This is a genomic window from Endozoicomonas sp. 8E (genome assembly GCF_032883915.1).
Taxonomy (GTDB): domain Bacteria; phylum Pseudomonadota; class Gammaproteobacteria; order Pseudomonadales; family Endozoicomonadaceae; genus Endozoicomonas_A.
Genome location: NZ_CP120717.1, coordinates 6,674,500 through 6,696,438 on the forward strand (window position 1 = coordinate 6,674,500; position 21,939 = coordinate 6,696,438).

The following is a 21,939-nucleotide window of genomic DNA, read 5'->3' on the forward strand; positions in this document are numbered from 1 at the left end:
AACAGGAGGAATTCACCCCCTTTACATTATATGGAGCTCTTGAGCAGATTTGAACTGCCGACCTCACCCTTACCAAGGGTGCGCTCTACCAACTGAGCTACAAGAGCACTTAAATCAGAATTAATGGAGCGGGTAGCGGGGATCGAACCCGCATCATCAGCTTGGAAGGCTGAGGTTCTACCATTGAACTATACCCGCAAAGCAGGACCTACATCATGCAGTATGCCCACTTATCAAGCCAACTTACAAGAAAGAAGACTTAGAGATCTGGTGGTGGGGGCTGGATTCGAACCAGCGAAGCTTTCGCGTCAGATTTACAGTCTGATCCCTTTGGCCGCTCGGGAACCCCACCAAGTGCTGCGCTATTCTATTCAGGAGCAATTCAATGTCAAGCCCCTACCCTGCCAACCATGCAGAAAGCTTGTCTTGTTTAGCCGCCCTGAAGCGCAGGCGTATATTAGTGAATCGAATCGTCGGATGCAACGCTTTTGCAGTTTTTTTCCAGCATTTTCAGATCTTTGTACTCGTCAGCCTGCCTCTCCCAAAAACCAGCACTTAACTTCTTTGCTTCTGAATCTGTCATCTCCAGCCAGAACGTTTCAGGCTCACGGGGTAACTTTTTGATAGCAGGCTCATAACCCGCTTCTTGTACACGACGACTGACTTCATTCGCCGAAACTTCTTTACTGAATAACCCCAGAGATATGCCATTAGCCAGCTCACCCTGGGTAATCACAAAACTGTCTATTCCCTGCCCCTGCAACTCTCTTAATAACCTTATTGCTGACTGCCGATTACTTCGGGGGGGAATATGCACCCAGTAGTCAGCAAGTACTACCTCGTTGTCAGAACGCTCCCTGCTTGAAACCCCCAGAGAAAAGAGTTTTTGCTGAAGATGGTCTGCTTTTGCAGAGGATTCAAAAGGCCCCACAACAAGACACTGGGCTTCAGCGACTTTCTTTGCCGTTTTTTTCTCCCGCGTTTGCGCAGGGAGTTCTGATGCTATTTCAGAGAGCAGCATCAATCTTTTACCTGCCTGCACAGGAACTTCGGCATCTGCTTTTACAGCCCGGTAGGGCTTATGGGACTGATGATAATAGCCCCAGACAAAATAGCCGGCATTGGCGAAGATTAGAACCAGGACGATCCAGCGCATACTAAAAACCGAATTTTGAAAGTTAAACTCTATTAATAGCTTCTATAAGTAGCTTCTATATACAGTATGACTTCCCATTAATTTTAAATCTGGGTAATTAATAAACATTATTGTCTTTCAGAGGCAATCGAGAGTCCATCCAGAACCAGCTCTTCAATCAGCACCTGTTCTATTTCTTCCTTTATGTGAGTTTGCAACAAAGGAGCATCGCCTCCGGTCAGAAACAAACGGGCGCCAGGCCATTTGAGACAGGTCTCGTTAATGAAAGCTACCGCCATGGCCAGAACACCATGATTAATACATTCTGAAGTGACGGTTCCCAATGCGGTTGCTTCTGCAGGATGCTCAATGTTACCGAGATTGGCCGTATTGACGGCCAGAACTTTTTTCATCAAACGGATACCAGGAACAATGAATCCTCCCTGGTGGTTTCCCTGACCATCAATCACATCCACTGTAATAGCTGTACCACAACTAACAACGACTTTAGTATTGTCGAGAGAATGAGCATGTGCCGCCAGCATGGCCAGCCACCGGTCTACACCCAACCTTTCTACTTCTTTATAGATAACTGTAAGACCAGAAAAGCTTTTCCGGGTTTTAGCAATAAATGGCTCCACGCCGGTAGCTTCTGACAAAATGCGCATTAACTGCTCTAATCTTGCGTTCCCTGAGACTGTTGAAATAGCAATAAAATCAAGAGCCCCCAACTCTTTCAGAAGCAGGGACAAGATAATCTGCCAGTCAGCATCATTATGAATGAAGCCCGATTGAACGGAAGCACCACCGGCCATCAGACGCCATTTAAGCCGAGTATTTCCGGCATCCAGCTGCAGCTGTCTATTCATGAGCTCGTTCATGATTGGCGTAATGACACTTCTCCACCATTAAAAATATGAAGACCAGAAACTGTCTTGAGCAGCAGCCCCCCCTGATCATCTACTCCCATATAACGCCCTGTTACGGATCGGTTAGAAGCCATTAATGTAACTTCTTTGCCACGAAAGGCGTCGTATTCGCACCATTGCTCCCTGAAGAGTCTGAAGCCACCTTGTCCAAATCCATCAAGCAAATGAGTCAGGGTATTGATTAACTGCCCTGCGAGCGCATTTCGGCTCACCGTCTTGCCACACACCCGGAAAAGGTCAACAGTCGGCTGACCCACTGACTCCAGCTGCTCATCACTTAAACGGACATTAATGCCTATTCCGATCACCACTTCACACTCACCCGTAGGATCTCCATGGACTTCCAGTAACACACCACAGAGTTTTTTACCCTGCCAGAGAACGTCATTGGGCCATTTAAGCTTTAATTCTCTGGCTCCCAATGTTTCCAGTGCTTTCACAACGGCCAGACCTACCGCAAGACTGAGCCCCTCCAGCGAAGCCGTTCCCTCGCCGCTCCGCCAAAGGGCAGACAAGCTTATTGTTGAACCAAAAGGACTGCTCCACACTCGACCCCGTCGCCCCCGCCCTTTTGCTTGATACTCCGCCAAACAAAAACAGATGACTCCGGCAGGAACCGGCCCCAGGTTACGAACAAGGTCATTGGTTGATTCCGTAATAAAGCAGGTATGGACTTCAGATTTATTTCGAACGTCTACATCCAGAGTGCTCTCAATCTTTTTATTATCAAGAAGCTCAATACCACTGCCGAGACGGTAACCTTTACCTCGCACAGAATCCAGTATCAGGCCAAGCTCTTCAACCGCTTTCAGTTTTTTCCAGACGGCTGCCCGACTGATCCCAAGCTGCTCACCCAGATCTTCACCGGAATGAAACTGCCCGTCCGCCAACAAGCCCAGTAATCTGTCCATCAACCACTCCCAACAACTGTGAGCTGATAATATGCGCTTCATTCCTGCTGCTCAAATCATTCGGCGAGTCAGATACTACTTTTTAAAATTCAGGGTTAGCAGCAAATTTTTCATCTAGGATATTGGAAGTTCACATCGGGTGTTATAGATCGCTATACGAAACTGCCAGGAGATCAGCAAGCCAAACAAGAAGCCTTTAAACCCGGAAGCGCTATCCGGTTCTTGAGGAGTCTTTTCTCTCTATTTTCACTGTTTTCTCTCATGACCACCGGGTCTGGAAAACTGTCCAAAGCATTGAAAAACAGAGTTGAGAAAAACGATGAATATTAAGAAGAGTCTGATTATTTCAAGTCTGACTATCTCACTGGTAACAAGTTGCCTAAAGGCACAGACTCAAGCACCTGGCTCGATTCAGCCAACAGAAATTCCTCCTCAATTTTTCTATGAAATTGACATAGATCCGAACCAGCCACAGGCAATACCTACTTCAACGCCCACTGCCATCCCACCGACACCCTGTGGACCCAACAGGGCTTTGAGTATTGCATGGAATAAAAACAGTACGCTCATAGCTGTAGGAATAGGTAGCGGCCATAACTACTGCGGTGTTACAGGAACCCTGCTCATCTTTGATATAAGTCCAGGATACCCCAGACTCCTGCGTTCCGTGCCAGCAACAGAATGGGTAGAAAGCGTTACTTTCAGCCCCGACGGCACTCGACTGGTAACCGGAGGGGATGATGATAAGGTCAATGTTTTTGAAGGGCTGAGCCCGTTCAACCGCCTGCAAATCCTGACCGATGGGCAAAACGATATAGAAGTTGTTACCATTAACTCCAACGGCACCCTGCTGGCAGCCGGGGGGAGAGATACAAATGTGAGGCTTTATCTTAAAAACAGCACAAATCTGTTCAACTTCGTGAAAACCTTGCCCCAGGCAAGAAGCTATATACAAGACGCTGACTTCCACCCCATCAACGGCCAGCTGGCAGTCGCCGACCGTAACAATTGGGTAAGAATTTACAGCGGGATCAGACCGTATACCCACCTGAAAAACGTCTTTATTCGGGGCGCCAGGATACTGGCTTTTGCCTACAACCCCAACGGCACCCTGCTGGCAACCGCGGATGATCAAAAAAAGATCACGCTTTTAAACGGGACGCATCCTGGCAACCCTCTGCAAACCTTTACCGCACCGATGCGGGTAGCTAGCATTGCCTTCAACCGAAAAGGTACCCAACTGCTGGTTGGGGATATAAATGGATATGTGAATATTTATAGAATCACACCGTTATCCAACCTGTTAATGGACAAACTGCCGTTCGTAAAGTCACCGTTGCCAGCACACGCTCTTGCATTCAGCCCCGACGGTAAATGGCTGTCAGTCGGGAGAACAGAGATCGCGATGTACAGAGTCGATGGTGTAAGAGCGCCTACAACTCAAGCCAGCACAACTGAAGCGATTACAACAACAGTCAATACAACAGAGGCCATTACAATAGAAAACTGTACAGAAGCCAGCCCGGTAACCAGAATAAAAAGTAGCACCGAAATGGGTAATTCTTCGACGCTTACAGCCGTTTCGTTATTCGCATTACTAACAGCGGCTCTTCAGGGCATGGTACTGCAATGATGTTTCCGGGAAGCCATCTGGCCAATTCAGCCTCTGGCATGGTTGATCTTTTGGCATGATCTGACCTTCCGAAAAACAAACAGCAGACTCATGTTATTCAGTCTGCATCCAGCTGCTCGAATTATGTTCTTTCACCAAGACCCGGCTTATACTCAATCGTAAACGATCAACCCGGATACTCTTTTTTCCAACTCTGAATGAACAGCGGGTTTTTCTTCCAGAAGCGCGGAAGCGCTGCCGGGTTCTGAAGCAGTCTCATCTCGCTATTTTCACTGTTTTTCATCATGGCCACACCGGCTCAGGAAACGGTCCGAATTATTCAAAGCCGGAGCTCTGGAGAAAGGTAATGAACTTTTGGAAGCATCTGGCTATTACGAGTCTGATTATCTCACTGCCGCTAAGCTGTTTACAGGCTCAAACGTCGCGCTTGATTGGACCAACAGAAATACCTCCTCAATTTTTCTATGAAATTGACATAGATCCAAACCAGCCACAGGCAATACCTACTTCAACGCCCACTGCCATCCCACCGACACCTTGTGGACCCAACAGGGCTTTGAGTATTGCATGGAATAAAAACAGTACGCTCATAGCTGTAGGAATAGGTACCGGCCATAGCTACTGCGGTGTTACAGGAACCCTGCTCATCTTTGATATGAGCTCAGGATACCCCAGACTCCTGCGTTCCGTGCCAGCAACAGACTGGGTAGAAAGCGTTACTTTCAGTCCCGACGGCACTCGGCTGGTAACCGGAGGGGATGATAATACGGTCAATGTTTTTGAAGGGCTGAGCCCGTTCAAACACCTGCAAACCCTGACCGAAGGGCAAAGAGATATAGAAGTTGTTGCCATTAACCCCAACGGCACCCTGCTGGCAGCCGGAGGGGAAGATACAAATGTGAGGCTTTATCTTAAAAACAGCACAAACCTGTTCAACTTCGTGAAAACCTTGCCCCAGGCAAGAAGCTATATACAAGACGCTCAATTCCACCCCATCAACGGCCAGCTGGCAGTCGTCGACCGTAACAACTGGGTAAGAATTTACAGCGGGATCAGCCCGTATAACCACCTGAAAAACGTCTTTATTCCGGGCGCCAGGAAACTGGCTTTTGCCTACAACCCCGACGGCACCCTGCTGGCAACCGTGGATGATCAAAAAAAGATCACGTTTATAAACGGGACGCACCCTGGCAACCCTCTGCAAACCTTTATCGCACCGAGACGGGTAACTAGCATTGCCTTCAACCGAAAAGGCACCCAACTGCTGGTTGGGCATACAAATGGATATGTGAGTATTTATAGAATCACACCGACATCCAACGTGTTCACTGACACTCTGCAGTTCGTAAAGTCACCGTTCCCAGCATTCGCTCTTGCATTCAGCCCCGACGGTAAATGGCTGTCAGTCGGAAGAACAGAGATCGCGATGTACAGGGTCGATGGTGTAAGAGCGCCTACAGCTCAAGCCAGCACAACTGAAGCGATTACAACAACAGTCAATACAACAACAGTCAATACAACAGAGGCCATTACAATAGAAAACTGTACAGAAGCCAGCCCGGTAACCAGAATAAAAAGTAGCACCGAAATGGGTAATTCTTCGACGCTTACAGCCGTTTCGTTAATCGCATTACTAACAGCGGCTCTTCAGGGCATGGTACTGCAATGATGTTTCCGGGAAGCCATCTGGCCAATTCAGACTCTGGCATGGTTGATCTTTTGGCATGATCCGACCTTCCAGAAAACAAACAGCAGACTCATGTTATTCGGCCTGCATCCAGCTGCTCGTATGATTTTCCTTGGCTTGCTCGACACGCTCTGCATATACTTGCGCTCTGGAAGAACAGGCAGGAAGTTTGTCATGAGTATTTTCAAATCCCACATTGTCCAAATGGAAGCCTACAACCCTCCTCTGGAAGGCCGGGGCCCTCATGACCACCTGCTACTGGACTTTAATGAACGTACCCTGCCCGTTTGCCCTTCAGTAAAAGAGGCCATGATTGATTTCATTCAGGCTGATCGCCTGCAGTGTTATCCATCTTATGGGAACATTGCTGCAAAGATTGCCAGATACTGCAATGTTGAGGCTGATCAGCTGATGATCACCAATGGCTCCGACCAGGGTATCGAACTGATCATCCGCTCAGCCTGTCGTGAAGGTGAAGAAGCCATTATTCCCCGTCCCTCATTCGCCATGTATCAGCAGGTGGCCAGGGTAGAAAACCTCAACATTATTGAGCCTGCGTATTCCAAAGACAATGGCTTCCCCAGACAGGCTGTGCTTGATGTTATTTCTGATAAAACCCGGCTTATAGTAATTTCCAATCCCAACAACCCAAGTGGCACTATTGTGGCGAGGGAAGACATTCTTGAAATTGCCGCCGCTGCCCCCAACGCCGCCATTCTTGTGGATGAATGTTATTTTGAATACACGCAGCAAACAGTGGCAGATGCCGTTGAGCAATACCCCAATCTGCTGATTACCCGCACCTTCTCAAAAACCTGGGGCTTACCTTCTGTCCGTCTTGGTTATGTCATCAGTAATAGTGAGAATATACGAGCACTGCTGAATGTTCGCGGTCCGTACGACGTTAATCAGCTGGCAGTGGTTGCGATAGATGCAGCGCTTTCCAACCCGGGCTATACCGAACAGTATGTTAAAGAAGTGATGGAAGTCTCCAAACCCATGTTTGAAGATTTTCTGAACAGCAAAGGAATTGATTACTGGCCCAGTGTCGCCAACTTTATCTGGACATTCCCGAACAACCCGGATGAGATCGAAAAACACCTCCGGTCTCACCATATACTGGTTCGACCAAAGGCCGATGATAGTGGCAAAACAGGCTTGAGAATTAATCTGGGCAACAAGGCTCAGACTGAGTCTCTTATCCAAACCTGGTCCCGGATAATATGATTAGCGATACTCAATCACAGGTTTCCCCAAATGCGCAGGAGGCTGATAGCCTCTTGGCAATTTATAGTTTCGCCAATCAAAATCAGGGTTGAACTCTCTCTGCCCATCAATCATATCTCTCATTGAAGGCGATTCGTTGATATAGATCGCTGTCAAATCATCAGACCTCCAACCGTTATCATCAGATAGCTCCTGCAGCTCGATAAATCGCTCAAAACTGATATCAGGACCTCTTCCATCTCCAGACGTGAACATTTCCCGATTGGCAGCAAAGTCCACCCTGTAAATCATCGGCTTAGCGCCATAGAAGTGGAATGTCGTATAGGGTATGCCTCGTTCATCAGCGGCTTTTTCAACAGACTCCAGCATGCCCTCCACGTCGTCCACCATGACGATATGTTGTGCCGGATGCCCGGATTTGTCGAGGTAGTGATGCAAGCCCTGCCCCTTAGTTTTCAGTGGCCCCGTTTGGACTTTTACCGTGATTGCATCATCAAACAGATTTCTGTCGAGTTGTGTTTCCTCAATTTTTTTTCTCAAAGAGTCTTCGTCATTGGCGGTAAGCAGAATAATTCTGGCATTGCCCGGACCCGCCTTTGTTCGGATATCCTGAATGATTTTGACCGTATCAGGATTGACCAGACGTCTCTCTTGACGACCCTCGGCCACTATATCTTTGGCGATGAGCGTCTCATCCAAATCGAAACAGACCAGGACCGGTTCACCGGGTTTGATATGTGCCAGCACTTCCCTAATGTTTTGTGATTTCTGCACTCTACCTGACTCACGGACTTTCAGAGCTTCTGGTAAAGCACTCGCTGCTTCAGATACTGTGACCTCGGCAGGTGGAACCATGACTGCCTGATCAGCTGGCAGCTCATTCTGCCCCCAGGTCATGACCTGACGCCCCCGGCCCATCAAATTCAGCTTGATATCATCTTTGACTTCTTTAGCCCTCCCCCTGAGAGCGCGGTTTTCTGTTTTCCAGTTATTATCCGGGAATGCCTGTTTCAGGTTTCTTTCAATCTCCAGAGGACCAAGACCTGAATCGGGTCGTATCTGAGCCAGTTCCTGCGAAGCAAGCTTTATGTTATTGGCAGCAGGATCAGAAAGCCTCAACATCTCATGCATCAATGCTTTCATGTCTTCTGCTCTGGAAACTTGCGCCTGGTCCATTCTCATCTGCAGAGAGATCAGCTGGCTGCGTTTGAGCTTCAATCCCCCCCAGAGGAAATCCCAACCCGCTTCAGAGAAACATCTGGACAGATCCGCTTCTACCTCCGCTGGACTCAATTGGACTTCAGGTCGAATCTGGACCAATTCCTCAGCAGCCTGCTTTCGACTTTGTGATGCAGCGGGAGATAACTTCCATAAGTCGTTCATTAGTTGTTTCATTGCAGTCGGCTTACTTATCGGTTGAGCATTGATCACCTGTTGCTCAGCCTTGTCGATATTAGCCTGTAGCCTCATATCGACATCGGGACCACAATATTCATTCCACTCCCGTTCTGTTGGAAAGGCTGCATTAAAGTTGGTTTCCTGAACATCCCTCATTGCCTGATCAATCTGTACATATCTGCCTCTGAGCTGTTGAAATGCCTCATAAGCCATACGACGACTGCTTCTTTGCTCAGGTGACAGAAGCACCAGATTCTTTATCAGATCACGGCATGACTCTTGCCCTTTTTTTGGATCGAAGACATCAAAACGATGCTTCAAAGGCTCAACTTCAGCGGGTCTTCTCAGCTGGTAGGTGCCATCCCACAAAGAAGGCCACAGCTCACGTCCCGGAGCTCTCTCCAGACCTTTGATAATTTCAGCCCTGGCAGGCGCCCCATTGACATGGGTGGATAACCAGTCAGCAGCTGCTTCAATACTTCCCTGCCACTGTTCAGGTACCTTATCCAGCTGCTCAAACACGCCTATCAGATGGCCATAATTTCGATCACTGGCCAGACAAAGGTTGGTGCTGTCAATCTCCCTGTCATATTGCTCATCACTGACAAACTCTGGAGAATAGGCCTGGATGGAGACACTTTTGAAGTAATCCCTGGCTTCATCCGTCGGTGTTCCATCGGGATTAAGCACAGGGAACATCTGTCGGTTTTGCGCGTCCACTACGATAAATCGCCCGGATGACTTCAGTCTTTGCAGAAAGGTGTAATGACCGGCACCACCACTTTTGCCTGATTTCAGGACAACATACCGGTCACTATCAAACGCCTCGGCTAATGGCCTTTTGGCGGTACCGGGCTGTCTCTGCTGGCCTTTTTTGATGGCTTCGAAAAACTGCTCGACACGACTCTGAAATTCATGGTGATGCTGTTGTTCATCAATACCGTCGATCTGGGCCCAACCCACAATAGGCGTCGTCTGACTGCTATCAAAAGGAATCTCTATTGGCGTTGAAATGGCCTGGACCTGGTTGTACCCCTTGCCTCTGGCAAAATGCTCCAGAGAGTTGGCAAAGCCCTGACAGTTTGAATTACCCGCTGCCTGTCTCTTATAGAGTTCGGATACAACGTTATTGAGGAGTTCAAATTCAACTTCTTCATCGGCTGAAATCAGGGTCTGCCCGTGGATTGTCAATTCATCCAGATCGGCGAGGCGATTGACTCTGTCAGCGCCAAAAGTTCCAGCCTCTATCTGTCGTATGGCTTCATCCTTATCAATCCGTCCGTACTGGTATTCAAGATCAATTTTGGAACGGTTATAACCACGGTCAATATCTTCCTTAATCTGGTTAAATGCTTCTGCCTCCATATGTTGCACATTAATGAGCATCTGTCGACGTTCTGCTTCCACATTGCGCACAGCATCCTCAAAAGAAACTGCATGAACCCTATGCTGATTAAACCGGTCACTGACAACCCGGTCGGGTTGCTGGCCGGATGGCTGTATACGATCCCACTGAGCTTTCATGGTCAGGAATTGTTGTTGAGCGTCGTCCATTTCCGGCAACTGCCATGAAGACTGCTCAGAGGGCATAGCACTCGCGGCAGAAGCTTCTGGCTGTTTTTCAGGAACAGGGGGCGGTGTCTTGACTGTCTGCTGGACAACAGACGCTCCATCCGTTGTTGGAATCCCCTTTTTGGCCATTACCACAATTTTTCCGGAAAACTCACGGATGTAATCTTGCTGACGACGACTTCTGTTCAAAACTCCCTGAGCCAGCGCCCCATCGGTATTTAAAAGATGAACAGCCACTGCAAGGTCTGCATCCCTTATATCCGGGTTGAATGCCCTGGCTTTTTTAAAGGCTTCCAGCTGTTCCCTTGTTGCTGGTTGCTGAGGGCCAACAAACTCCTGACTCAATGGGCTCAAACCCATTTGCCTATAATCGTCGTCCAGCTCGTCACTGATGTCATGGGGCTCTGCAGAAGATTGCCTCAGGTAGCTATACATGTCCTCAAGGCTGGTAAACACAGGTATTAATTCGTTGTCGTCCTTTACCGTCTTTGGAGCAGCCTCTGAAGCTGCCTGAACATCTTCTCCGGGGAGAACGCCGTACAGGAATTTACCCTCATTGACCGTGCGCCCCAATTCGTTGAGCAGAGGATCATCAAATTTCATATTATCCAGGCAGGCATTGACCATTTCATCGGTCATCACTTTATCCCGATAAGCCTGTTTCATATCCTGAACGGTCAAACTGTATTGTCTGTCTCCGAGAATATCCACAAATATCTGACATGCCCTGTGAACCAGCTTCTCTCTGATTTGCGGCGGAGTAATGGCAGAAAGGCGTTGAGACTCAGTGACTTTATCAGGTGCGTCACGACGGCGGGCATTCGCCCGCTCCCGTCTGGTAAATCGAAGCTCTCTGGGAGGGTTTGTCTTGAAATAATCAATGGCCTGATCCATAACGTTAAAATATTGGTCCAGATCGCCAGTATGCCCGGAAGTGAAAACACTTTTGCGAGTTGCATCCGTTCCTGAATGAAGTAACGTAACCTCATAAGGCTGCTCTTCATCAGGAGCCCGATGTTTCGCACATTGAATCCGGATATCGACTTTCTCGGACTCCATAAAGTCCCTTAAATGGGCTTCCCAGTCATCTTTGTCTCGGGCTTTGGTGGTCAAACAAAATTTTGAGATCAGGTTTTCGACGGCTGCCTGTATTTCATTATCCGGCGCTTTTTTCAGGAGTAGCTGAACCAGCTCAACCTCAGCCTCATGCAGAACGGTCATACTGGCCTGGTTTAAGGCTACAAATTCATCATTCCAGGCACTGGCCTTTCTTGGCGCAGCCGAATCTATGATGGATACATCCCTTTTTAACAGCGGGGTTTTAGCCCCGGTGGCCGTCCGGACTTCACGACTAACGCCCACCAGCTCAGGCTTATCCATGAGTTCATTGTGTCGCTGATAATAAATGCTTACGGAGCGACAAAAGGCATTGTACTTATCAGACGGCCCCAGAACCCAGCCGACTTTTTCCGATGACAAGCGACCATTATCAAGAATGGGGTATTTGCCTTGAACGTCTTTATTGGATTGATAAAAATCTAGAAATGATAGAGGAGAAAACGGAACCACTATGACCTCCTTGTCATTGGCACAGCTAAACATTTCCAAAAGCTTAGCAAGCTACGGTTACGTCACTTATTCGACAGGTGACAGGGAGTCAGCCAGAGGACTGACTCCCGAAGTTTATTTTCAGGCAGTTTCTTCCAGTTCACGCACGTCCTGGGTCATGCGCATAGGGCAGAAATCAGGTCCGCACATGGAGCAGAACTCAGACTCTTTCGCACCTTCCTGAGGTAATGTCTCATCGTGATAGGCTTTGGCCGTATCAGGGTCCAGAGCCAGGTTAAACTGATCCAGCCAGCGGAATTCGAAGCGCGCCTTGGACAGGGCATTATCCCGAACCTGGGCAGCGGGATGACCTTTGGCCAAATCAGCAGCATGAGCGGCAATTTTATAAGCAATCAGACCGGCTTTTACATCATCTCTGTCAGGCAGACCCAGATGCTCTTTGGGTGTGACATAACAGAGCATGGCACAGCCATACCAGCCGATCATGGCAGCACCAATGCCTGAAGTAATATGGTCATAGCCGGGTGCCACATCGGTAGTCAAAGGCCCAAGGGTATAGAAAGGCGCTTCATGACAATGCTCCAGTTGCATCTCCATGTTTTCCTTAATGAGGTGCATGGGCACATGGCCCGGTCCTTCAATCATGACCTGAACATCGTATTCCCAGGCAATCTTTGTCAGTTCCCCAAGGGTTTTCAGTTCGCCAAACTGTGCTTCATCGTTGGCATCGGCGATAGAACCGGGGCGCAATCCATCCCCCAGAGACAGGCTGATATCATACGCCTGACAGATCTGACACAGCTCCCGAAAATTGTCGTAGAGGAAATTCTCGGCATCATGCATCTCTGCCCACTGACCCAGAATACCTCCGCCCCGGGAAACAATGCCTGTCACCCTGTTTCTGGTTTTAGCGACATGTTCCCTGAGGACACCGGCATGGATCGTCATGTAATCCACACCCTGCTCTGCCTGCTCAATAATGGTGTCTTTCATGACTTCCCAGCTCAGGTCTTTCACTTTGCCCCTGACCTTTTCCAGAGCCTGATAGATAGGCACAGTGCCAATAGGCACGGGCGAGTTCCTGATGATCCACTCACGGGTTTCATGGATGTTCTTGCCTGTGGATAAGTCCATCACTGTATCGCCACCCCAGCGAACCGACCAGAGCATCTTTTCAACTTCTTCTTCAATGGAAGAGGTCACCGCAGAGTTGCCAATATTGGCATTGATCTTCACCAGAAAGTTACGCCCGATAATCATGGGCTCGGACTCAGGGTGATTAATGTTGGCGGGAATAATGGCGCGCCCTTCAGCGACTTCCTTTCTGACAAACTCCGGGGTGATATGAGAGCCGTCAGTGCGCCCCATACTTTCACGAATCGCAATAAACTCCATTTCCGGAGTGATTATCCCCTTCCTGGCATAATGCAGCTGGGAGACATTCTGGCCAGCCCTGGCCCTGCGGGGCGTTCTCAGTGCTTTGAAACGAATCTCTTGCAGACGCAGGTCGAACTGACGGGAGCGGGCAAATTCCGAGGAGCGATCGTCGAGCAGCTCAGTATCTGCTCTCTCTTCAATCCACCGTGAGCGCAAACCAGGCAGACCCTGATTCAAATCATGAGGAACGCCGGTCTCTGTGTAACTGCCCGAAGTATCATAAATACGCACCGGTTCATTCTTGCCACCACCAAAACGTTCGGGGGTATCGTGCAGGTGAACTTCCCTCATACCCACACGAATGTCTTCGCGACTGCCTGTTACATAGGTTTTTTGGGAGTTGGGAAAAGGGCGACAGGCGTCCATTAACAACTGCCGGTCAAAACCGGACGCATTTTTCTCGCAAGCCATCGTTTCAGTATCCTTCACGTTGAGTTCATGACGGTTTCGATATAGCTTGCCGGATAGGCCATCTTGTTCCCTTCGCAGGTGTTAACCTGAGCAGGTTCTACGGATTCCGAAAAACAGCAATTCGGTCTCAGCCTGTGGCGCTCCGACAAGATTGCCGGAAAGTATAAGTAGATTTCTAAAAGGTTAATAGTATAAAGGCACAAAAAAACCAAGGGTTTATTCAGCTGTAGTCGCCTGAAAGCTCCTTACACAGCTGGGTTCTGAAGGTCTGCAAGAAGTCACTGTGACGTGCGGCCATTTTACGCCCGGGCTCTGTTTTCATGGTCTTCTGAATCTGTAAAAGCTTGATTTCAAAATGGTCCAGTGAGTACTGACGATCGTTCAGTGCCCTGTTTTTCCCCATAGGATCGTCAGGATCAAAGAGTTTCTGGCCCAGCTTGCCACCCGTATAAAAACAGCGGGCAATACCAATCGCGCCCAATGCTTCCATCCTGTCGGCATCCTGAACCACTTCAGCTTCCAGAGTTTCAGGGGTGATATTAGCGGAGTAACTGTGCGTTTTTACTGCATGACACACGGCACCCGTCAACTCTTCTGGAAAGGCCAGAGATTTCAGGCAGACTTCAGTCTCTTCAGCCGCCAGGGTGGAAGCCCTGGAGCGCTCCGGATGGTTTTTTGGCAACACCACAATGTCGTGAAAATAGCAGGCAGCAAGAACCACCAGCCGGTTAATGTCAAAATGCCCCTCATCCATCAACTGTTGAGCGGTTTTCCAGACCCGCTGAAAATGGGAAATGTCGTGAGAGGCATCATCGCAGTCCCTGTTTTGCAGGTATTCGACAAAACGTTCTTCCCAGCTTTTCAGAAGTGCAGGCTCATTAAAGTTCATGATTCAGGATCCACAGGCCTTTGGTAGCGTTGACAGGTGCTGCTGTTAATAGTCGGGGAATCATGCAAAAAATTGTGCGTGTGGACAACCACTCTGTCCGGGTGAATATCCACCAGATTATAAACCGGAGGCTCTGGCGAAACAGAGTCTGGCTTGGGGTTATCAAAATCAAAAGGTGTCTGGTGTACCAGTGAAGGTGGGCATGAAAAGCTGATCCCCTGCCAACTGCCTGCAACAGAGCGGTGCAAATGCCCCAGGAACAAATGCCTGATCCGTTCCTTATGGGGCTTGATCACTGACCAGAGTGCTTCTGAGTTGATCAGATTGTCCCTGTCCATGCTCGCCAACCCCGTTTCAAAAGGAGGATGGTGCATAAACAGACAAACCGGTTTGCCTGATGCCTTCAGTTCATGTCTCAGCCATGCCAGTCTTTGCTCACAGAGAAAACCACTGCGCTTTCTGTCATCCAGAGTATCCAGACAGATCAGGTTGACCCCTTCTGTTTCGAGCTTAAACTGGATAAAACCTTCCTTCTGCCTTGGGTGACTCGGAAAAACATCCAGAAAATTCTGCCTGTGATCATGATTGCCCATCAGGCAATAAGCCGGAAAAGGCAACCTGTCCAACTCTTCTTTCAAGGCTCTATAAGCCTCTTTCTCGCCCCAGTGAGTCAGGTCACCGGTAATAATGCAGGCGCTGGATTCCGGCACTTGCTGCACAAGTGTATCGACACAGTGTTGCAGCCTTGCCTGTGGGTCAATGTCGTAATTCAACATACCCGCCGGAACCAACTGGGGATCAGAAAAGTGTACAAATCGATAGGCCATAAAATGCAATCCCGTCATTATTCTCAACTTAAATGATCGCACGGAAAAGCTATCGCTTTAGTAGGAGTTTGTTTACAACTTCTATGGTGTATTCAGGCTAATGAGAATGGCTGAGAGCTTCTACCGAACTCAGAGAAAACCGGGCAACCGTTAAATTACACCAGCCCTCATAACCCGCCAGACTCATGCCCAGCGACTCAATCACATCGATGGCAAATTCGTTCTCGGGTGAAGCAAAAGAGATGATTTCCTTGAAGCCCAATCTTTTGAACCCCAGGTCGGTCACAGCTTCAGCCGCTTCGATGACCAGCCCACGGCCGCGATACTCCTGACTGAATCGCCAGCTCATTTCTATGGTATCGCCATATGCCGAAAATCCACAGTTGCCAATCAGCCTGTTACTCTCTTTCAGTACTACTGCCCAACGAGACCAGCCTTTATGGTCAAGTTCGATCTGAAAACGCCAGAGATCCGTTTCTGCTTCGTTGGCCGGGGAGTGAGTACTGTAATGCAGTTCTTTGTGAACTGCTCCAATGATATCGGCGTACGGCTTCAAGTCTGCTTCCTGCCAGGTTCGCAGGATCAGTCGGGGTGTTTCGGCAACAATCAGCACATGAGACTCCAGAAACTTCATCACCAGGCAAGATAAGGTTTAGTCGATTTTTTCACTTTAACCAGAATCTGCACCCATTAAATAAAAGAGTACCGCTTTCTTCGACCCTGAACTGATAAAAAAAGTTCGCCAGATCGAACGTTTTTTTCCCAGACACGATAAACTGAGTACAAAATGACTCCCGGCTCTTATTCACTCCAGAACCGCCGATGAAACTTAAAGGAACCTGGGCAACTATGAGGTCTGGCATTGAATCCTGAATTTCTGGACTACCTGAATAGAAAAGATGAAAGCTTCAGTTGGCGCTGCCTTGAAACCTCTCATTGCGAAGAGTTTCCAGCCGTCTCCATTAGCCATTTAGAACTGATTTCCCAGACTTGGCAGGAAGGCATACGGTTTGGCCTCCGTCAGCCGGAATGGCAACACCGCCTCACACTTTACTGGCCTGAAGAAGGTTCAGAGAGTCCCTGTCTGCTAATGATTAATGGTGGATCAAGGCACGATCCTTCCCTTGAACTCACTCCCTCACATAATGTCGATGGCGCACGATTATGCCAACTCACCAAAACCCCGGTAGCCGTTCTCAAAGATGTTCCCAACCAACCTTTGACCTTTGAGGATGGTGTTCCCAGGTCGGAGGATGATCTTGTTGCTTTTTCCTGGCAAGCCTTTCTGGAAGATCCTGAACACAATGGTTTTATGCCCATTCAATGGCCCATGGTGAAAAGTGTTATCCGGGCCATGGATGCTTTGTGCGAGTTCAGCGAAGACTTCGGTAAAAAAGAGTGCTCCCGAATAGATGACTTCATTATCGCCGGAGCTTCCAAACGAGGCTGGATTTCATGGTTGACGGCAGCCGCTGACCAGAGGGTCACGGCCCTTATTCCAATGGTGATCGATACATTGAACGTACAAGCCTGCATGAATCATCATCTGAATGTTTATGGCGGCTTTGCCAGCGCCATTAGCGATTATGCAGACAGTGATCATGACATTCTTTCAAGCCTGGAATCCAAGGGTATGCAGCAATTGCTCAATGATATCGACCCCTTCGTCTATAGAAGCCAGCTCCATGTGCCTGCATTTATTGTCAACGCCAGTTGCGATGAGTTCTTTCCACCGGACTCTGCCCGATTTTATTACCCGAAGTTATCTGAATTAACCTGGCTGAGGTATTTACCGAATGCCAGCCATTACCTGGGCCGGGACAGTGACGTAAACACCGATGAAATCATGGCTTCTGTCTTTGGTGCGCTGATCTCGGAGCAGGATATGCCTGCCATGAACTGGCAACTGCTGGATGAAGGCGGTCTGGAAATCAGAACCAGCCTTGAACCTAAATTAGCCCGAGCCTGGGTTTGCCATAACCCTGAGGCCAGAGACTTCCGAAAAGATATACTGCAACAGGCAGGTATTCGCTATCAGGCAACCCGGATAGAACCTGTCGTCTCAATGCCCTGGACTTATCAGTTTTGCCCTGCAACGCCAGAGAATGGATGGACTGCGTTCTTCATTGAGCTGATCTTCGACAATGCGCCTTATCCGGATCTGATCCTGACATCAGGCGTTCGGGTGACTCCTGACGTTTATCCTTAGGACAAAAAAGGATAACCGGACAGCCCATCAGGAGGCTATTCAGACTTTTTCATATCCCGGTACTGTTTCAGTTTATCCCGCAACTCCTTGCGTGACTCTCGATAGGTTTGCATCTGCTGATCGTTCAGTACCGTCGCCAGTCTCTTATTGGTTTCATCTCTGTTTTCCCTCAGAGCCTTGGCTTTTGTGAGACGGTTCTCGTCGGTGGCCCGAATTTTTTTCAGATTCTCCCTACTGTCCTTCAGTATCACTTTTACCTTGGGTTTTTGTTCATTGGTGAGATTGAGTTTTTGCTCCAGCTGGCTATATGCTTCTTCCATATTCATGGGTGCTTCACTGGGAGCCGCTTCTACTCCGACTGAGCAAAATAGCAGCAGGACGGAAACCAGCCATAAACAGATAACCGGGCTCCCTGCTGACGAATGATTGTCCATTGAATAAAAAGATGCTCCGGGTTTCATAGCAATTCCTCCTGTGAAACAGACAATTCATCCACACCTTAAAGAGTGAGAAGGTGTGTCATACATAACATGAAAGGTGCCTGCCATGTCAATATGGAAAACCCAAGCTACTCCGGAAAGCGTGAATCAGAAATGCGAAGACAGTATGTGCAGCCATGTGGGTATTAATATAGTCGAAATAGGCGACAACTTTATTCGCGGCACCATGCCGGTAGACGAGAGAACCAAACAGCCCCTTGGTTTTTTACATGGTGGCGCCTCGGTGGTTCTGGCTGAATCGCTTGGCAGCATTGCAGCCAACCTCTGTTGCGCAAAAGATCAATATTGTGTCGGTCTTGAGATCAATGCGAACCATCTCAAGTCAGCCACTTCGGGACGGGTGACCGGCACCGCCAGAGCCGTTCACATTGGCAGAAGCACACAAGTCTGGGACATCAGGATCGAAAATGAACAAGGGCAGCTTACCTGTATTTCGAGAATTACCATGGCCGCAGTCAGCAGATAAAAGGCAGATACCGGATGTTTCTGTATCTGCTTCAGGGACTGACGTCTTGTTTTTTTGGGAAAAAATCACAGTCGGGACTTGATCAGGCTCTCCAACTTCACCTGATCTCTGGCAAAATTACGAATGCCTTCGGCCAGTTTTTCTGTGGCCATCGCATCTTCGTTCATTGCCCAGCGGAAGGCCTGTTCGTTCAGTACCACTTTTTCATGACTGGATGTGGCGCTCTCCGAAGACAGCTTCCGAACAACCGTCGCTTCTGTTTTCTCCAGATCATTCAGCAGACCCGGGCCGATCGTCAGACAATCACAACCCGCCAGCTCAATAATCTCACCTGTGTTTCGGAAGCTGGCACCCATGACCACAGTATTGTAGCCATGCTGCTTGTAGTAGTTGTATATGCGGGTCACAGAAACCACGCCCGGATCCTCAGCCGATTCAAAGTCACGACCTTCAGCTTTTTTGTACCAGTCGAGGATACGGCCAACGAACGGAGAAATCAGGAATACTCCGGCTTCAGCACAGGCCTGAGCCTGGGCAAAGTTGAACAACAGAGTCAAATTGCAACGGATGCCTTCACGCTCCAGAATCTTCGCAGCTTCAATGCCTTCCCAGGTAGAAGCGATCTTGATGAGCAGACGCTCAGGGTCCGCGCCCTGCTCGCGGTAGAGGGCGACCAGCTCACGAGCCTTGGCAATGGTCGCATCCTTATCAAAGGATAAACGAGCATCAACTTCTGTTGAGACAACACCCGGTACGACCTGTTGAACTTCTTTACCAATCGCTACTGCCAGCCAATCGCAGGCATGCCTGACCTGCACCACTTTATCATCAGTTTTGGATTTGCCGTACTCCAGAGCGCTATTAAAAAGTGGCTCATAAGCAGGAAGCTCAGCCGCTTTCAGAATAAGGGATGGATTGGTTGTAGCATCCACGGGCTGATATCGACGAATGGCTTCGATATCACCGGTGTCTGCCACTACTTTCGTCATACCCTTGAGTTGCTCTAGCTGATTCATTGAACTTTCGATCCTCATTTTTTATTTTGGCAATCATTTTCCTTAAAATAGTCAACAACTGTTCATCAGGGACTACTCAGGACTGCATCTGCATTTAACCGTCTAAATATCCAGATATACAGGGCTGTTTTACAGACTGGCGTTCAACCAATGTTGAACGCAGCGTCTTTACCTCAGGCTTTCCGCCCGGGTTCTCTATGCGTGTAATCAACGTATCCGCAGCCAGCCTGCCTAGCTCTGCCTTTGGCTGATGAATCGTGGTCAAAGGCGGCGATGTATACGACGCAAGTTCAATATCATCGTAACCTATCACGGATATATCATCCGGAATCCTGTAACCCCGGGACTGGAGTGCACAAATCACTCCCATGGCCATCAGGTCATTACCAACAAACAGAGCTGATGGTGGCTGCTGGCCATCACCCAGATTGTCTAGCAGATGATTGGCTGCTTCAAAACCACTTTCTGCTGTCAAACGTCCTTCAACAATCCAGCCATTCTCGAGCGGTATTCCAGACTCTTCCAATGCCCGTTGATAGCCCGACAATCTCTGTGAGCTCGGCGACAATGTTGCAGGGCCGCTGATGCAGCCGATGGAGCGATGACCATTATCCAGCAGGTGACGAGTCGCCTCATAACCGCCCTGCTCCGGATCTTCCATAATGACATCGGCTTCCAGTCCCGGAGCCTGACAGTCCAGGATAACCAAAGGCCACTGGCAACGCTCACGCAGCATTTCAAAAAATCCCGGATCACTGTGAGCGGACATCACCAACAAACCATCAATGCGCTTTTCTTCCAGGGTTCGCAAATAAGATGCCTGTTTATCCAGATTGTTATCGGAGTTACAAAGAACCAGATGATAACCCCGCTCATAACAGGTGGCTTCGACACCGTGAATCACCTCGGCAAAAAACGGGTTGGCATTGGAACCCGTTAGCATGCCAATGGTGTAAGTTTTATTCGTTTTTAAACTGCGGGCAACAGCGCTGGGCTTATAGTTCAGTGCTTCAACCGCTTTTCTGACCCGGAATGCCTTATCTTCACTGACAAACCGGGTATCGTTCAGAACATGAGAGACCGTTGAGATGGAAACTCCTGCCTGCTTTGCAACATCCTTGATCGTTGCCATAGCTTCGCTCTCTACCGTTCTATCAAAATCTGTTGTACTTCTGGATAGTGCCTAATGTACTCTGCCAGAAACTGTTCTGTTTCATCCCTTTCCGGGATAGATGTCTGCGCACCGCGGCGAGTCACAGAAATGCCTGCTGCGGCATTGGCAAAACGTGCAGCACTGTCGATGTCTGCTCCTTCAGCCAGCTTCACCAGCAGTGCACCATTAAAAGTATCGCCGGCAGCGGTGGTGTCGGTTGCTGATATTTCAAAACCGGGAACGATTCGAGCCCCTCTCTGATCGGAAATCAGGGCACCCATTCTTCCCATAGTGATAACAACCATAGAAATTCCCTTTTCATGCAGAACTGAGGCAGCCTGACAGGCACTTTCCGGGTCATGGACAGCAACACCTGTCAGCAGTTCTGCTTCTGTCTGATTAGGCGTAATCATGTCAACCCTGGCCAACAATTCATCAGACAATGGACGTGCAGGTGCCGGGTTAAGAACCACAGTAACACCACTGCTCCGGGCCAGTTTTGCGGCCTCAAGAATAGAGGCTTCTGGCGTTTCCAACTGCATGAGCAGGTAGTCTGATCCGGCGATCCCGGCTTTCTGCTCCCGAACCCGCTCCGGGGTTAATGCTGCATTAGCTTCAGCAGCAATACCAATGCAATTTTCTGCACACCCATCCACAAAAATCAAAGCGACTCCGGTATTCACACCTTCCACCTGTTCAACCAGAGAAGTATTGATACCGTCTTCTGCGAACTTATCGACAATCTCCCGGCCAAAAGCGTCTTGTCCTACACAGGCAAAAAAGTGGGTGTTGCCACCCAGTCTGGCGCTGGCGACGGCCTGATTGGCACCCTTACCACCAGGAATAACATCGTAGCGACTGCCGGTGACGGTCTCACCGGGACGGGGAAAAGCCTCCACTTTCAACACATGGTCTGCATTCACACTGCCAAGAACAAGAATCTGTTTAGTCATGAACCTATCTCTGTGTC

The 21,939-nt window shown here is 48.9% G+C and carries 17 protein-coding genes, 3 tRNA genes and 1 riboswitch; of the genes, 5 read left to right on the top strand and 15 right to left on the bottom strand.

What is annotated here, in order from left to right; all coding sequences use genetic code 11:
- Positions 1–31: 31 nt before the first annotated feature.
- The 6 genes from P6910_RS23715 to birA form a co-directional block, all read right to left on the bottom strand.
- Positions 32–107: transfer RNA gene (locus tag P6910_RS23715), tRNA-Thr, on the bottom strand.
- Between the two features lie 17 nt (positions 108–124).
- A tRNA-Gly gene (locus P6910_RS23720) sits at positions 125–198 on the bottom strand.
- Between the two features lie 70 nt (positions 199–268).
- Positions 269–352: transfer RNA gene (locus P6910_RS23725), tRNA-Tyr, on the bottom strand.
- 105 nt (positions 353–457) lie between these two features.
- On the bottom strand, positions 458–1,156 hold the full coding sequence (locus P6910_RS23730; protein ID WP_317143705.1) for a hypothetical protein: 699 nt from the start codon (positions 1,154–1,156) through the stop codon (positions 458–460).
- Between the two features lie 107 nt (positions 1,157–1,263).
- Entirely contained in the window at positions 1,264–2,004 is a 741-nt protein-coding gene (locus P6910_RS23735; RefSeq protein ID WP_317143706.1) for a type III pantothenate kinase, read from the bottom strand.
- 8 nt (positions 2,005–2,012) lie between these two features.
- Entirely contained in the window at positions 2,013–2,975 is a 963-nt protein-coding gene (gene birA / locus P6910_RS23740) for a bifunctional biotin--[acetyl-CoA-carboxylase] ligase/biotin operon repressor BirA (protein WP_317143707.1), read from the bottom strand.
- 319 nt (positions 2,976–3,294) lie between these two features.
- Between birA and P6910_RS23745 the strand changes: the two genes are divergently transcribed.
- From P6910_RS23745 to P6910_RS23755, 3 genes are all read left to right on the top strand, one after another.
- Complete coding sequence (locus tag P6910_RS23745) at positions 3,295–4,608, top strand: hypothetical protein (protein WP_317143708.1); 1,314 nt, start codon at positions 3,295–3,297, stop codon at positions 4,606–4,608.
- Positions 4,609–4,954: 346 nt separating this feature from the next.
- Positions 4,955–6,277 carry a hypothetical protein gene (locus P6910_RS23750; protein ID WP_317143709.1) on the top strand — a complete coding sequence of 441 codons (1,323 nt, stop codon included), beginning with the start codon at positions 4,955–4,957 and terminating at the stop codon, positions 6,275–6,277.
- A gap of 192 nt (positions 6,278–6,469) precedes the next feature.
- Entirely contained in the window at positions 6,470–7,522 is a 1,053-nt protein-coding gene (locus P6910_RS23755) for a histidinol-phosphate transaminase (protein ID WP_317143710.1), read from the top strand.
- Here the strand turns inward: P6910_RS23755 and P6910_RS23760 are convergent, their stop codons facing one another.
- The 5 genes from P6910_RS23760 to P6910_RS23780 form a co-directional block, all read right to left on the bottom strand.
- Positions 7,523–12,061: a DUF2608 domain-containing protein gene (locus tag P6910_RS23760; RefSeq protein ID WP_317143711.1), complete on the bottom strand. Its 4,539-nt coding sequence runs from the start codon at positions 12,059–12,061 to the stop codon at positions 7,523–7,525.
- Positions 12,062–12,181: 120 nt separating this feature from the next.
- Positions 12,182–13,909, bottom strand: coding sequence for a phosphomethylpyrimidine synthase ThiC (gene thiC / locus P6910_RS23765; RefSeq protein ID WP_317143712.1), 1,728 nt, complete (start codon positions 13,907–13,909; stop codon positions 12,182–12,184).
- A gap of 50 nt (positions 13,910–13,959) precedes the next feature.
- A riboswitch (TPP riboswitch) is annotated at positions 13,960–14,064 on the bottom strand.
- A gap of 65 nt (positions 14,065–14,129) precedes the next feature.
- Positions 14,130–14,798 (bottom strand): phosphohydrolase, encoded by a 669-nt coding sequence (locus P6910_RS23770; protein ID WP_317143713.1) that lies wholly within the window; start codon positions 14,796–14,798, stop codon positions 14,130–14,132.
- The gene (locus P6910_RS23775) at positions 14,795–15,625 is read right to left on the bottom strand and encodes a phosphodiesterase (RefSeq protein WP_317143714.1); all 831 of its coding nucleotides are present in this window, start codon (positions 15,623–15,625) and stop codon (positions 14,795–14,797) included. The genes P6910_RS23770 and P6910_RS23775 overlap by 4 nt, the downstream gene beginning before the upstream one ends.
- 97 nt (positions 15,626–15,722) lie before the next feature.
- Entirely contained in the window at positions 15,723–16,238 is a 516-nt protein-coding gene (locus P6910_RS23780) for a GNAT family N-acetyltransferase (RefSeq protein WP_317143715.1), read from the bottom strand.
- A 249-nt stretch (positions 16,239–16,487) separates the two neighbouring features.
- On the opposite strand from P6910_RS23780, the gene P6910_RS23785 reads away from it, so the two are divergent.
- Complete coding sequence (locus P6910_RS23785) at positions 16,488–17,834, top strand: PhoPQ-activated protein PqaA family protein (protein ID WP_317143716.1); 1,347 nt, start codon at positions 16,488–16,490, stop codon at positions 17,832–17,834.
- Between the two features lie 35 nt (positions 17,835–17,869).
- On the opposite strand, the gene P6910_RS23790 is transcribed toward P6910_RS23785, so the two are convergent.
- Entirely contained in the window at positions 17,870–18,295 is a 426-nt protein-coding gene (locus P6910_RS23790; RefSeq protein WP_317143717.1) for a hypothetical protein, read from the bottom strand.
- Between the two features lie 85 nt (positions 18,296–18,380).
- On the opposite strand from P6910_RS23790, the gene P6910_RS23795 reads away from it, so the two are divergent.
- A complete protein-coding gene (locus P6910_RS23795; protein ID WP_317143718.1) occupies positions 18,381–18,800 on the top strand; it encodes a hotdog fold thioesterase in 420 nt (139 codons plus the stop codon).
- 65 nt (positions 18,801–18,865) lie between these two features.
- Here P6910_RS23795 and tal read toward each other — a convergent pair whose 3' ends face one another.
- The 3 genes from tal to rbsK all read right to left on the bottom strand — a co-directional run bounded on the left by tal (position 18,866) and on the right by rbsK (position 21,922).
- Positions 18,866–19,816 carry a transaldolase gene (gene tal, locus P6910_RS23800; RefSeq protein WP_317143719.1) on the bottom strand — a complete coding sequence of 317 codons (951 nt, stop codon included), beginning with the start codon at positions 19,814–19,816 and terminating at the stop codon, positions 18,866–18,868.
- A gap of 94 nt (positions 19,817–19,910) precedes the next feature.
- Positions 19,911–20,948, bottom strand: coding sequence for a LacI family DNA-binding transcriptional regulator (locus tag P6910_RS23805; RefSeq protein ID WP_317143720.1), 1,038 nt, complete (start codon positions 20,946–20,948; stop codon positions 19,911–19,913).
- An 11-nt stretch (positions 20,949–20,959) separates the two neighbouring features.
- Positions 20,960–21,922 (bottom strand): ribokinase, encoded by a 963-nt coding sequence (gene rbsK, locus P6910_RS23810; protein ID WP_317143721.1) that lies wholly within the window; start codon positions 21,920–21,922, stop codon positions 20,960–20,962.
- Positions 21,923–21,939: the final 17 nt, after the last annotated feature.

Coding starts and splice junctions, on each gene's coding strand:
- birA (WP_317143707.1), bottom strand. CDS start 2,975: ATGGACAGATTACTGGGCTTGTTGGCGGACGGGCAGTTTCATTCCGGT.
- P6910_RS23795 (WP_317143718.1), top strand. CDS start 18,381: ATGTCAATATGGAAAACCCAAGCTACTCCGGAAAGCGTGAATCAGAAA.
- tal (WP_317143719.1), bottom strand. CDS start 19,816: ATGAATCAGCTAGAGCAACTCAAGGGTATGACGAAAGTAGTGGCAGAC.
- rbsK (WP_317143721.1), bottom strand. CDS start 21,922: ATGACTAAACAGATTCTTGTTCTTGGCAGTGTGAATGCAGACCATGTG.
- P6910_RS23775 (WP_317143714.1), bottom strand. CDS start 15,625: ATGGCCTATCGATTTGTACACTTTTCTGATCCCCAGTTGGTTCCGGCG.
- P6910_RS23750 (WP_317143709.1), top strand. CDS start 4,955: ATGAACTTTTGGAAGCATCTGGCTATTACGAGTCTGATTATCTCACTG.
- P6910_RS23735 (WP_317143706.1), bottom strand. CDS start 2,004: ATGAATAGACAGCTGCAGCTGGATGCCGGAAATACTCGGCTTAAATGG.
- P6910_RS23805 (WP_317143720.1), bottom strand. CDS start 20,948: ATGGCAACGATCAAGGATGTTGCAAAGCAGGCAGGAGTTTCCATCTCA.
- P6910_RS23790 (WP_317143717.1), bottom strand. CDS start 18,295: ATGAAACCCGGAGCATCTTTTTATTCAATGGACAATCATTCGTCAGCA.
- P6910_RS23745 (WP_317143708.1), top strand. CDS start 3,295: ATGAATATTAAGAAGAGTCTGATTATTTCAAGTCTGACTATCTCACTG.
- P6910_RS23730 (WP_317143705.1), bottom strand. CDS start 1,156: ATGCGCTGGATCGTCCTGGTTCTAATCTTCGCCAATGCCGGCTATTTT.
- thiC (WP_317143712.1), bottom strand. CDS start 13,909: ATGGCTTGCGAGAAAAATGCGTCCGGTTTTGACCGGCAGTTGTTAATG.
- P6910_RS23770 (WP_317143713.1), bottom strand. CDS start 14,798: ATGAACTTTAATGAGCCTGCACTTCTGAAAAGCTGGGAAGAACGTTTT.
- P6910_RS23755 (WP_317143710.1), top strand. CDS start 6,470: ATGAGTATTTTCAAATCCCACATTGTCCAAATGGAAGCCTACAACCCT.